The organism is Mesorhizobium sp. CNPSo 4670 (assembly GCF_057784235.1).
Map to the genome: position 1 here is coordinate 124,181 of NZ_JBWJFQ010000015.1, position 12,500 is coordinate 136,680.

Annotated in this window: 11 protein-coding genes; 2 read left to right on the top strand and 9 right to left on the bottom strand. The window is 62.8% G+C overall.

The genetic code is table 11. The features are described 5' to 3' along the window. Positions 1–116 precede the first annotated feature (116 nt). Positions 117–383 carry a hypothetical protein gene (locus tag AC0ZT5_RS23520; protein WP_477228830.1) on the top strand — a complete coding sequence of 89 codons (267 nt, stop codon included), beginning with the start codon at positions 117–119 and terminating at the stop codon, positions 381–383. Here the strand turns inward: AC0ZT5_RS23520 and AC0ZT5_RS23525 are convergent. From AC0ZT5_RS23525 to AC0ZT5_RS23540, 4 genes are all read right to left on the bottom strand, one after another. Beyond that, positions 361–1,668 carry an O-antigen ligase family protein gene (locus AC0ZT5_RS23525; protein WP_488498375.1) on the bottom strand — a complete coding sequence of 436 codons (1,308 nt, stop codon included), beginning with the start codon at positions 1,666–1,668 and terminating at the stop codon, positions 361–363. The two genes, AC0ZT5_RS23520 and AC0ZT5_RS23525, sit on opposite strands and share 23 nt — an antisense overlap. Beyond that, on the bottom strand, positions 1,665–3,200 hold the full coding sequence (locus tag AC0ZT5_RS23530) for an undecaprenyl-phosphate glucose phosphotransferase (RefSeq protein ID WP_488498376.1): 1,536 nt from the start codon (positions 3,198–3,200) through the stop codon (positions 1,665–1,667). Before AC0ZT5_RS23530 ends, AC0ZT5_RS23525 begins: the two co-directional genes overlap by 4 nt. Before the next feature lie 96 nt (positions 3,201–3,296). After that, positions 3,297–4,427 carry a glycosyltransferase family 4 protein gene (locus AC0ZT5_RS23535; protein ID WP_488498377.1) on the bottom strand — a complete coding sequence of 377 codons (1,131 nt, stop codon included), beginning with the start codon at positions 4,425–4,427 and terminating at the stop codon, positions 3,297–3,299. Between the two features lie 8 nt (positions 4,428–4,435). Then, positions 4,436–4,999: a polysaccharide biosynthesis/export family protein gene (locus tag AC0ZT5_RS23540; protein WP_023810258.1), complete on the bottom strand. Its 564-nt coding sequence runs from the start codon at positions 4,997–4,999 to the stop codon at positions 4,436–4,438. A 257-nt stretch (positions 5,000–5,256) separates the two neighbouring features. Here AC0ZT5_RS23540 and AC0ZT5_RS23545 point away from each other — a divergent pair, with 257 nt between their 5' ends. Next, on the top strand, positions 5,257–7,566 hold the full coding sequence (locus AC0ZT5_RS23545) for a GumC family protein (RefSeq protein ID WP_488498378.1): 2,310 nt from the start codon (positions 5,257–5,259) through the stop codon (positions 7,564–7,566). Between the two features lie 43 nt (positions 7,567–7,609). Here AC0ZT5_RS23545 and AC0ZT5_RS23550 read toward each other — a convergent pair whose 3' ends face one another. The 5 genes from AC0ZT5_RS23550 to AC0ZT5_RS23570 form a co-directional block, all read right to left on the bottom strand. Continuing rightward, positions 7,610–8,446, bottom strand: a complete 837-nt coding sequence (locus AC0ZT5_RS23550) for a GNAT family N-acetyltransferase (protein ID WP_488498379.1) — start codon at positions 8,444–8,446, stop codon at positions 7,610–7,612. A 5-nt stretch (positions 8,447–8,451) separates the two neighbouring features. Next, complete coding sequence (locus tag AC0ZT5_RS23555; protein ID WP_488498380.1) at positions 8,452–9,198, bottom strand: aspartate/glutamate racemase family protein; 747 nt, start codon at positions 9,196–9,198, stop codon at positions 8,452–8,454. Positions 9,199–9,200: 2 nt separating this feature from the next. Further along, the gene (locus tag AC0ZT5_RS23560; RefSeq protein ID WP_488498381.1) at positions 9,201–10,019 is read right to left on the bottom strand and encodes an ABC transporter permease; all 819 of its coding nucleotides are present in this window, start codon (positions 10,017–10,019) and stop codon (positions 9,201–9,203) included. Between the two features lies 1 nt (position 10,020). Beyond that, positions 10,021–10,932, bottom strand: a complete 912-nt coding sequence (locus AC0ZT5_RS23565; protein ID WP_488498382.1) for an ABC transporter permease — start codon at positions 10,930–10,932, stop codon at positions 10,021–10,023. A gap of 250 nt (positions 10,933–11,182) precedes the next feature. Continuing rightward, on the bottom strand, positions 11,183–12,472 hold the full coding sequence (locus AC0ZT5_RS23570) for an ABC transporter substrate-binding protein (protein ID WP_488498383.1): 1,290 nt from the start codon (positions 12,470–12,472) through the stop codon (positions 11,183–11,185). Positions 12,473–12,500: the final 28 nt, after the last annotated feature.

A 12,500-nucleotide genomic window follows, 5' to 3' on the forward strand; every position in this document is an offset into this window, starting at 1 on the left:
AAAGTCCCCGTCTGCCATCCCGGATTCCAAGTGCACCGCCACAGCATCGAACAGGGAACTGCAGTAATCTCGGCTGGCTCTGCGCTTTTCTTGAAAGGTCCGAAAAGGAGGTTGACGTGAAGATCAGGACGACAAGACACAATCATCCCGGTGAACCCGGCGTCATTCTGCTCGACCAGTCATTGCAAAACATGATCGTGGCGACCGACATACGCGATGGCGCAACGACGCTGTTCGGGACAGTAAATCTGCAGGTGAATTATTCCGGGCAGTACGACATCAGAGTCGAATTATCGCCAGGGGAACTCACGCAGGTCTACCAGCTGCTGGTCAAAAACCTCCTGGAGAAAATACAGGAACTTACGAGCGCTCAAGATCCTTGACGCTCGCAAACCAACCGTGTTCCACAGCTAGCCTTCCACCTTCGGCTTGAACCGGGTCCGGCCGCAACAGCCGCTGGTGCCTGTATTCCAGCGCGATGGCTCCCCAGATCAGGCCGAGCAGCAGGTAGACGTGACGCCAGTGGTCGATGTCGATGAAGGTGCCGAGCCCGATATTGCCGATGAAGGCGACATAGGCGCACAACAAATAGGGTTGCCACGGCCGGTCGCGCAGCAGGATGCGGAATCCGGCTGCTATCGTCCAGGCGACGAGCGTCAGGAACGACACGAAGCCGAGCCAGCCATAGTCCATCAGCATCTTCAGCCAGATATCGTGCGTGTCTTCGCCAAAGATCGTGCCGAAGACCAGCGGGCCGATGCCGAACGGATGCTCGAGCGCCATCTGGAGGCCGATTGCGTAGCGGGCGAAGCGGCCGAGGCGGGCGGTGTCGTAACTCTGTTCGAGATGAGCGCGGTTGGAAAACATCTCCGACACGCCGGGCAGCTGCAGGATGACGATCATGGCGACGACCAGCAGCGACAGCGCGGCGATCGTCATCACCACCACGCGCAGTCGGAACATGCCGCTGGCGCTCTGCAGGAACAGGCAGCCGGTGAGCAGCACAGCCGAGACGGCGAACATGCCCCAGGCGCCGCGCGAGAAGGAAAAGAAGATGCCGGCGGTGATGATCAGCAGCGGCACCGCCAGCAGCGGCATGCGCGTGACCGGTCCGGTCAGGAGTAGATAGAGCAGATAGATGCCGGGCAGCACCAGGAACGGTCCGAACACATTCGGGTCCTGGAAGGCGCCGGCGGCACGGTCGTATTTGGTGAACATCTCGGCGCCCGGAAAGGCATGGAAATAGCCCGCTATGCCGAGCAGTGAGGTTATCACCGCCGACACGACATAGGCGAAGAAGATCAGCCGGTAGAGACTGGGTTGCACCGCGGTCACCGACGCGAAGAACACCGCGGTGAAGGCGAGAAATAGCGAGACGGCGAGATAGAGCGGCGTGTTGGCGAGATCCGCCATCTGCGTCATCGCCATCATGCCACCGATGTTCATCGTCACCAGCAGCACCAGCAGTGGCATTGCCGCGCGCGACAGCCTGAGGCCGAAGAGAGCCCAGATGGCGATCAGCCCGGCCATGTAGAGTTCATAGGGCGCTGGTTCGCTGATGACGAAGCCGGACAGGAATATGCCGACGAACACCGCCGCCGAGGAAATCAGCGCGATCAGCTTGGCGTTGACCGCGGCCTGCGGCAGCTCATGGGAAATCGCGCTCAATAGGCGTTTTCCGTGTTCAGCAGCCGGGCCGGCGTCAGGAACAGGATCCGCAAGTCGAACAGCAGCGACCAGTTCTCGATGTAATAGAGGTCGTACTCCGTCCGCATGCGGATCTTCTCGTTGGTGTCCATCTCGCCACGCCAGCCATTGATCTGCGCCCAGCCGGTGACGCCGGGCTTGACCTTGTGACGCGCGAAATAGCCGTCGACCACTTCGTTGTAGAGAAGGTTGTGCGACTGCGCGGCGATGGCGTGCGGGCGCGGGCCGACCAGCGACAACGAACCCAGCAGCGAGTTGAAGAACTGCGGCAGTTCGTCGATCGAGGTCTTGCGGATGAAGCGGCCGACGCGGGTGACGCGCGGGTCGTTCTTGGTCACTGTCTGCTTGGCGGATGGATCGGCCTTGTCCGTATACATCGAGCGGAACTTGTAGACTTCGATGATCTCGTTGTTGAAGCCGTGCCGCTTCTGGTGAAACAGCACCGGCCCCTTGCTGTCGAGCTTGATGGCGATAGCGGTCGCCAGCATCACCGGCGAGAACACGACAATGCCGATCAGGCTGAAGACGATGTCGAAGGCGCGCTTGGCGACCGAATCCCAGTCGTTGATCGGCCTGTCGAAGATATCGAGCATCGGCACCGAGCCGATGTAGGAATAGGCGCGCGGGCGAAACTGCAGCGCGTTGGAATGCGCCGACAGCCGGATGTCGACCGGCAACACCCACAGCTTCTTCAACAGCTGCAGCACGCGCGATTCGGCGGTCAACGGCAGCGATACGATCAGCATGTCGATGCGGGCGATGCGGGCGAACTCGATCAGCTCCGAAATGGTGCCGAGCTTGGGATAGCCGGCGACGATGGGCGGTGAGCGCTTGTCGCCGCGATCGTCGAAGATGCCGCAGATGCGGATGTCGTTATAGGGCTGCTTTTCGACCGAGCGGATCAGCATTTCAGCCGCCTTGCCACCGCCGACGATGACGGCGCGCCGCTCCATGCGGCCATCGCGCGCCCAGCGCCGGATCAGCTTCGACATCACAAGCCTGAGGCCGAAGATGAGAACAAAGCCCACGACGAACCATGTGCCGAACAAAAGGCGCGAATAGTCTTCCGACATCTTCATGATGAATGCCGTCAGCGCCATGAGGGCGAAAGTGCCGGCCCAGACCAGCAGCACGCGGCCGAAATTGGCGATGGGCCGCATCAGGGCCACGATCTGGTAGCAGTCGGTGACGTCGAGCAGCACCACGGCAAGGAACGACGACGCGGCGATCGTCAGCGGGTATTGCCAGGCGAGATAGTTGAAGAACCCGACATAGTAGAAATAGATGCCGAGCCCGGACAGCAGCAGCAAGCCGAATTCGACCATGCGCAGCACGCCGCTGACCATGATCGGCGACATGGTATCGCGCCTGTACTGCGAGGCGACCTGGCGGGCGACATCGTTCATGCCGCCGGGCGTGTCGCCTTCGGCCGGGCCGTCGAATTTACGCACCGCCTCTGGTGAAAAGCGGCGCGCGGGGTCGATCTCGTTCATGGGGCTTTCCGCAAGCTTCCCTACGGTGAATAGCAAAAGAGAGCTAAGAAAGCCTTGAAACAACAAGTGGCTTTGAAACGGCCTGGGGCTTGAGGCCTATTTGTTGATCGCGGCGAAGTAGGCCTTCTCGATGTCGGCGGCCATCACATCGGCGCCGAAGTGTGCCTTGAGGCTGGCGCCATCGGGCATCAGCTTGCGATAGGCGGCGAGGTCGCCCAGCGCCCGGCTCACCTTGTTGGCAAGCTCGACCGGGTCGGGCCGGATCAGGGCGGGGGAGCCGGAGCCGAAGATCTCCGGTATGCCGCCGACCGACGTGGCGATCATCGGCTTTCCCGCGGCAAGCGTCTCCAGGACGATATAGGGCATGGCTTCGGCGCGCGAGGGAACGATGACGAGTGCCGCCAGCGCGAAGGCTTCCCTGGCCGGCATCGGCGGCAGGAAGCGGACGTGGCCCTCAAGCCCGAGCCGTTTCACCCGGGCGTGGTAGCGGGGCAGGTCGTCGCCGGCGCCGACCATCACCGCGGTCAGCGCGCGGCCGAGCCGGGGGCCGGCGAGGGCCAGCGCGTCGATGAAGATGTCGGGACCCTTCAGGTCGCGCATCATGCCGATATAGAGCAGATCGGCCGCGTCGGGCCCGGTGATCGCCGGCTCGAATTCGGCGGCGCGCAATCCGTTGTAGACAAGGGTGTTAGGGATCTGCGGCTCTCCGACCTTGCGGCGATAGGTTCGCCTTTCGTAGTCGGAGACAAACAGCAGGTGGTCGGTGAAGCGCGCCATGAAGCGCTCGAGCGCGAAGAACAGCTTTCCGGTGGTCGTGTTCTCGTCATAGTGGAGAGAGCCACCATGCGGCGAATAAAGGCGGGCTACGCGAGACCTTGATACCCGCAACAATGAGCCGAACAGACGGGTATAGGCGCCACCCTTGGCGCCGTGCCCGTGCAACACGTCCGGCCGCAATTCCTTGATGATCCTGAAAGTGCGCCGGGCCGACGCAAGGTCGCCCGGGCCGACATGGCGCTGCATCGGCGTGCGATGGATGCCGAGCGCGAGCATATCTTTCATCTGCTCGAACAGACGTTCCTCGAACTCGCCGCCCGTCGTCGAATCGCAGACGATGCCGACGGAATGTCCCGCAGTGACCTGCGCCTCGGTCAGGTCGCGCACATGGCGGAAAATTCCTCCGACGGGTGAGCGAAAGCAATGGACGATCCTGAGGTTGTCCACCACGTGTTTCGTCAGAACAGGCGTTCGCGGACGTAGACTGTATCGCCCGGCAGCAGCGGGTCGGACGTGACCACGCGGCCGGTCATCACTTTGCCGTTGATGTCGCGGGTGATATCGACGCTTTCCTGGTTGGCGCGCGGCGTGAAACCGCCGGCGATGGCGATTGCCTTCTGCACCGTCAGGCCGGGGACGTAGGAGTATTGGCCGGCTGCACCCACTTCGCCCATGACGAAGATCGGCCGGTAGCGGTCGATCTCGACCGAAACGTCGGGATCGCGCAGATAGCCTTGTCGCAATTTGTCGGCGATTTCCTTTTCCATCTGCTGCGCTGTGTGGCCGCGCGCCGGTACGGCGCCGACAAGCGGGAAGGAGAGGTAGCCGGACTGGTCGACGCTGTAGGTGTTGGTCAGCCCGTCCTGCTCGAACACGGTGACGCGGACGCGGTCGCCGGCGCCAAGACGATAGGGCTGGTCGAGCACCTCGTGGAAGGCTGCCGGCGTCGGCCGGTAGCTGGAACAGCCGGCAAGCATCGATACGGCAAGCAGCGCGCGAAACAGGGAAGCAGTGCTTTTCATGACCGGACAGGTACCTTCGACTGGTCGCTGCAGCCCCGCAGCAACTCTAGGGATCGAGGTCCGTTATCATCCTGTTAGGGTTAATGGCCGGTAAAGGCAGCGGTCGACACGGCGCGCGCCGGCGAGAGTTTTCGATTTTTTGGCGGTTTTGTTTGGCGTCCGCCAGTAAACCCTACTGCAAACTTACCGCCATCTTAACGGCTGAGTTACCATAGTTGTTTACGGTGTGTCCCAACCCAGTATCGGAGTAGGGATGCATGTCCGTTCAGTCCGCGGCCGCAGATGTCGACGTCGATCTCAGGCAGCTCTTCGCCAGCCTGGCGAGGAACTGGCTGCGCATCCTTGTCGTTGCACTGGTGGTGACCGGCGCGGCTTTCGCGGTCGCCTCGTTTGCCACGCGTCACTACAAGGCACAGACCCAGGTAGAGATTGCGCCGCGTGAATCCGTTTATACGCGGCCGGCCAGCAACAACGACGCCGACAAGCCAATTCTGGATGAACAGGGCGTCGCCACCCAGGTCCAGATCATTTCCTCCAACGAAATCCTCAAGCAGGTCGCGCAAAAGCTAGGTCTGGAGAAGCTGCCCGAGTTCGACGAAGCACTCGACATGTCGCCGTTGAGCCGCGCTCTGGTCCTCGTCGGCCTGAAGAGCGACCCGATGGAAATTCCGACGGAAGAGCGCGTCCTCAAGAAAATGCATGAGAAGCTCAACGTCTATAGCGTCGAGAAGACCCGCATCATTGCCATTGAGTTCTCGTCGGAGGATCCCAAGCTCGCGGCCGCCGTACCCGATGCCATCGCCGCCGCCTATATCGCGGGGCAAGGGGCCGCCAAGCTCGAATCGAACAACGCCGCCGCTGATTTTCTGGCGCCGGAGATCGCCGACCTGCAGCAGAAGGTTAGGGATGCCGAGGCCAAGGTTGCCACCTACCGTGCGCAATCCGATCTTTTGATGGGCGGCAACAATTCGGTGCTTGCCACGCAGCAGCTTTCCGAACTGTCGAGCGAACTGATGCGTGTGCGCGCCAACCGCGCCTCGGCGGAAGCGACCGCCGACAGCGTGCGCAAGGCGTTGCAGGGCGGCGGCTCGCTCGATGCCGTGCCTGAGGTCTTGTCTTCCGATCTGATCCAGCGCCTGCGCGAGCGGCAGGTCGAGCTCAGGGCCAACATCGCCGATCTTTCCACCACCTTGCTCGACAATCATCCGCGCATCCGGGCGTTGAAGTCTCAGCTTGCCGATCTCGACGGCCAGATCCGCAACGAGGCGCAAAAGCTGATGAAGGGTCTGATGACCCAGGCGCAGACCGCGCAGGCTCGTGAGAACCAGCTCGTCGCCGACGTCAACACATTGAAGGCGGCATCGGCCCGCGCCGGCGAACAGCAGGTCGAGCTTGACGCCTTGCAGCGTGATGCGGCCGCCAAGCGCCAGCAGCTCGAATCGTACCAGGCGAACTACCTCAGCGCGGCGTCGCGCAAGGATCGCAACTATCTGCCTGTCGATGCAAGGGTGGTTTCCCTGGCGCAGGTGCCGTCCGAGCCGTATTTCCCGAAGGTCCTGCCCATCGTCAGTGCCGCCTTCGTCGCATCGCTGCTGATCATGGGCATCGTAACGCTCCTGCGGGAGCTGTTTTCTGGCCGTGCCATGCGGCCGGCGACCGGTTCCCGCTTCGAACGCATTGATGAGGTCGCGATGCCCCATGTAGCTCAGGCGCTTGACAGGATCGCGATGCCGGCTGTCCACCAGGAGCCCGCCGTCCTCCACGATCCGATCCTTCGCCCGGAGATGGGAGAAGGTCCGGCTGACGATAGGGCAGAGCCCTACACGGCCGCGATGCCTTACGCCACCGCGATGCCCGAGCCTGTTGGGCCTTATGCGCATCCAGCCGAAGTGCCCGACATGGTCGCGATGACCGAAGCGGCGACGGCGCCGGAGACGGCTGCCAAGGTCGAACCGGCGCGTTCCACCTTGGGTGAGATCGACATTGAGAAGGCCGCCGAAAAGTTGATCGCCAGTGGTGCGGCGCGCGCCATATTCGTCTCTCCAGAGGGTGATGAGGCAGCCGCATCGGCGGTCCTGGTGGCACGCGAGGTCGCCGACGCCGGTCTGCGCGTCCTGTTGCTGGACCTTACCGCTTCGGGGGCTGCCTCGCGGCCGATGCTGGACAGTGGACTTTTCCCCGGCATCACCAACCTGCTCGCTTCGGAAGCGCAATTCAGCGACGTCATCCATGCCGATCTTTATTCGGACTGTCATGTCATTCCCGTCGGCACCGCCGATCCGGTCCGCGCCATGCGCGCCGCCGACCGGCTGCCGATCATCATGCAGTCGCTGACAACAGCCTATGATCTGGTCGTGGTCGAATGCGGGCCGGCCGATGCGCAAGGCATCAGCCGTCTGGCCGGCGATGCGACCGAGGTGTTCCTGTCCATGCTGGAGCCGGATGATGACGTCACGCAGGCCGCGGTCAAGCTGATCGAAAGCGGCTATCCCGACCTGACGCTGGTGACGCCGCTCGGCCACGAACCGCCCGGCAATCCAGTGCCGGGACGACGCTCGGCAGCCTGAAAGAGCCGCAACCCCGGCGGAAGCCTCTCAGGGCTCGCTGATTCTACCCCAATTCCAGGGTCGTCACGCCGAACAGACGCTGCAGGCCGAGCTCCGGGGCAGGGCCCTTGTACATGCGGGTGGTCTTGAAGGTCGGCGCAAAGCCGGCCGCCTCGAGTGCCGCAATGAAATCGGTCTTCGTGGCGGGAACGTCGATGTGCAGATCGCCGCCCTCGCAGGCACCCGCCAGTCCGTCCAGCAGTTGCAGCGCCGTGTCGTTGCTCTCAGCGAACAGCGGGCCGATCTTGAAGCCCGAGCGGCACGGCCGAGCCACGGCATAGCCGCTGGTGCCGCGCGAACTGATCGTCGCCAGCCCGTGATGCGGCGCCTGCAGCCATCGCTGCAGGAAGGCTCGCCGGGGTGCCGGAAAACAATATGCGTCATAAGCGATGATGTCGGGCACGAGCTGGGTCTTCACCGTGCGCAACCCATCGGCCCTGACCGCCGGGCCTGCCGCGCGGCCGCTGTAGCGGATGGTCTCGTAGGCGGGCTTGAAGCCCTTGCGCCTGTAATTGGCCTGCTGCTCGGCGACGCCGTCGAGGCCGATGCTCCTCCCTGCAAGCCTGTCCATGCCGGTGTTCCACACCGCCTTGCCATAGCCTTTGCCGCGCATGTCCGGCCGGCAGATGTAGAGGCCGATGAAACCGAATTCGCGTCCATAGGCCACTGCCGAGATTGCCGCGACCATTTCGTTGCCGACGAAGGCGCCGATAAAGCCGGCGGGATCCGCAGCCTGGAACATCGCCGCGTCTTCAAGACCAGGGTTCCAGCCTTCCGCCGCCGCCCAGTCGATGAGAACCGCCAATTCATGCAGTGACAGTGTTCGGATGGTCGGCTTCATTGTGCTCACTCCGCGGCGACAGCTCCCGGGGAGAAGGATTTCAGCATGCCACGGTAGGGCTTGACCAGCGGGCTCGCATAGGCGCCGCGCTTCGATGTTGAAAGGCCGAGCGCAACCAGCGCCTCGGCCTGTTTCAGTGCTGCGCCGACACCGTCGATGACAGGCAGGCCGAATTCGGCCTGCAGCCGGTGGGCAAGATCCGCCATGCCGGCGCAGCCAAGCACGATGGCTTCGGCCCTGTCCTCCTCGACGGCCCGGGCGATTTCGTCGCGCAGCTTTCCGATCGCGCCCGTTGCCGGATCTTCAAGTGCAAGCACTGGAATGTCGGCGGCCCGTACACGCGCTCGTCGCTCCATGCCGTAGCGCTGGACCAGTGCCTCGACCGGCACGCGGGAGCGTTCGGTGGTGGTCACGACGGTGAAGCGCTGGGCGATGAAGGACGCCATACTCAGCGCTGCCTCGCAAATGCCGATGATGGGGATGTTGGCCATGGCACGTGCGGCATCCAGGCCCGTATCGTCGAAACAGGCGATGATTGCAGCCTGCGCACCGACACGCTCACCGGCGGCGATCTCCATCAACAGGCCGGGCACGGAGAGCGCCTCGTCATAATAGCCTTCGATCGAAGCCGGCCCCGTGGAGGAGGTGACGGCGACAACCTCCGTCCAGGCACCGGCAACGGCGCGCGCCGCCGCAGCGATGGTTTCGGTCATGCTGGCCGTCGTGTTGGGGTTCACCACAAGGATCTGCATGTTCAGGCACGCGCCCGCCGGCGGCCGACATAGAGGATGGCGCCAAGCGTCGCCAGGATCACCAGGAAGGAGAACACCGTGGTCACCGTGCCCAGCGCGTAGAGAACGGGCGTCGTGACGTTAGTGGTCATGCCGTAGATCTCGAGCGGCAGCGTGTTGAAGGTGCCGGAGGTCATCAGAGTGCGGGCGAACTCGTCGTAGGACAGCGTGAAGCCGAACAGGCCGACGCCGATCAGGCTCGGCGCGATCATCGGCAGCACGACATGGGCGAAGGTCTGCCATGACGAGGCGCCAAGATCGCGCGCGGCTTCTTCATAGGCGGGCGAGAATCGGTTGAAGACGGCGAACATGATGAGCACGCCGAAGGGAAGGGTCCAGGTCAGATGCGCGCCGAAAGCCGACGTGTACCAGGCCGGGCGAAAGCCGATCTGCTGGAAGATGACGCCGATGCCCAGCGAAATGATGATCGAGGGCACGACGAGGCTGGCGACCGCCAAGTAGAACAGCGCGGTGGCACCGCGGAATTTATGGCGGAAGGCGAGGCCGGCGAGCAGCGACACCGCGACGGTGACGATCATCACCATGACGCCCAGAACCAGCGAGCGCTCGAAGCTGCCGCCGAAATCGCCAACCGCCTGGCGCTCGAACAGATTGGCGAACCAGTGCAGCGACACGCCGTTGAGCGGGAAGGTGAGGCCGCCGGTTTCGCCCTGGAAGGAAAGGATCAGGATCGCCGAAAGCGGACCATAGAGAAACAGCACGAACAGCATGAAGAAGGCCGCCAGCACGTAGAATTCCAGAGTGCGCTTTTCGTGGCTCACGTCACAGTTCTTTCCTGATATCGACGATGCGCAGGATGCCGGCAACCATCAAGAGCACCAGCACCAGAAGCACGACCGCATTGGCGGCGGCGGCCGGATATTGCAGGAGCGACATCTGGTTCTTCATCATCAGTGCTACCGAGGCGCTCTGCCCGCCCGACATCACCTGGACTGTCGAGAAGTCGGCCATCACCAGGGTGACGACGAAGATGGTGCCGATCGCCATGCCGGGCTTGGCGAGTGGAATGATCACGTTCCACAGCACCTGCCAGCCAGACGCGCCGGCATCGCGCGCGGCCTCGACCAGCGACTTGTCGATGCGCATCAGCGTGTTGAAGATCGGCGTCACCATGAACAGCGTGTACAGATGGACCATGGCCAGGACGACCGCGAATTCGGAATAGAGCAGCCATTCGATGGGCTTGGGCACCAGGCCCAACTGCACCAGCGTCGAGTTGATCAGGCCGTTGCGGCCGAGCACGGGGATCCACGAGATCATGCGGATGATGTTGGAGGTCAGGAACGGCACGGTGCAGATCAGGAACAGCACCATCTGCATAGCGGTGGTGCGGATGTGGAAGGCAAGGAAATAGGCGACCCAGAAGCCGATGAACAAGGTCAGCGCCCAGACGATGACAGCAAATTTGATGGTGTTGAGGTAGGTCTTCCAGGTGACCCAGGAGCCCAGCACGTCGGAATAGTTGGTGGTCAGGAAATCCGGATACATGGCCGCGAAGTCGTAGTCCCAGAACGAGACGACGACGATCATGATAATGGGCAAAAGCAGGAACGCGCCGAGGATCAGCGCCAGTGGCGCCGATTGGAGGTAGGGCGTGATGGCGCTGAGCGAGAGCCGGCGGCGTCTGGCCGGCTTGGCTACGGATATGGCGGGGCGTTCGAGCGCGACTGTCATGCAAAACGCCCTTGGTGCAATTTCGCCAAAGAACGTTTTGCAAGGTAGCGATCCTTCCCACCCCCCTCTGTCCTGCCGGACATCTCCCCCGCAAGGGGGGAGATTGGCAGTTCTGCCGCCGACACTGTTCTTGCAACGTTGGTGGTTGGCGAAAACCGGATTGAGAGCGAAATCTCCCCCTTTGCGGGGGAGATAACCGGCAGGACAGAGGGGGGTGGGAAGGAGTGAGACATCTCAGCCTGCCCGCTAGCTACGCCGCGATGAACTCGTTCCAGCGCTTCACCATGTAGCGGTCTTCGTCCATGACCGAGTTCCAGCAGGCGACCTTGCCCATGCGCTCCTCGAAGGAGCCGCCATCGCGTACCGCGCCGGCCTTTTCCATAACGGTGCCGTCGGGCGCCTTGATCTCACCCTTGGCCGGCTTGCCCTCGATCCAGTAGCCCCACTCGTCCTCGCTCATGAACTTCTTGGCCGAGACCATGTTGGCCGAGTAGTAGCCCTGGCGGTTGAGATAGCCGCCGACCCAGCCCGACGTGTACCAGTTGATGTATTCATAGGCCGCGTCGAGTTCGGCGCCCTTGAGATGGGCGGCGAGGCCAAGGCCGCCGCCCCATGAGCGGTAGCCTTCCTTGAGCGGCTGGAAGCGGCAGGCAATGCCCTTGGAGCGCACGGCCGCCACGGCCGGAGACCACATTGACTGGATGACGACTTCGCCCGACGCCATCAGGTTGACGCTCTCGTCGAAGGATTTCCAGAAGGCGCGGAACTGGCCGCCCTGCTTGGCCTTGATCAGGAAGTCGATGGTCTTGTCGATCTCCTCCTTGGTCATGTTGCCCTTGTCGGCATATTTGATGTTGCCCATGGCTTCCATGATCATCGCCGCATCCATGATGCCGATGGAGGGGATGTTGAGGATCGCTGTCTTGCCCTTGAAGGCCGGGTCCATGATGTCGGCCCATGTGGTAATGTCGCGGCCGACGAGGTCGGGGCGGATGCCCAGCGTGTCGGCGTTGTAGATGGTTGGCACCATGGTGAACCAGTTGGTCGGCGCCTTGGCAAAGGTCTTTGAGTCCTGCGCCTCGACGAAGCCGACCGTGTGCGGCGCTGTCCCCTGGGCAATCACGCTGTCGGGCGTCAGTTTGCCGGTTTTGAACAGCGGCACCAGCTCGTCGTAGTATTTCAGCTTGCTGACATCCATCGGCTGCAGCACGCCGGTGGGGAACACCTTCTTGCAGATCCAGTATTCGATGTCGGCGATGTCGTAGCTGTCGGGCTGGGTCACAGCGCGCTGGGCCGCCGCATCGGAATCGGTCGCCGTCATTTCCAGCGTGATGCCGAGGTCGGCCTTGCACTTGTCGGCGATGGCATTGAGGTTCGACACGCCGGTGCCGAACTGGCGCAGCGTGATGTTGGATTGCGCCCAGATGGTCGGGAAGCCTGATATGGCGCCGGAGCCGGCGGCAAGGCCGACCGCGGCCGCACCTGTCTTGAGCAGCGCGCGGCGCGAAATCGCGGTCTTGGTGTGCGTGGTGTTTGTCATGCCTATTCCCCTGTCTTGTTTTGCTTCG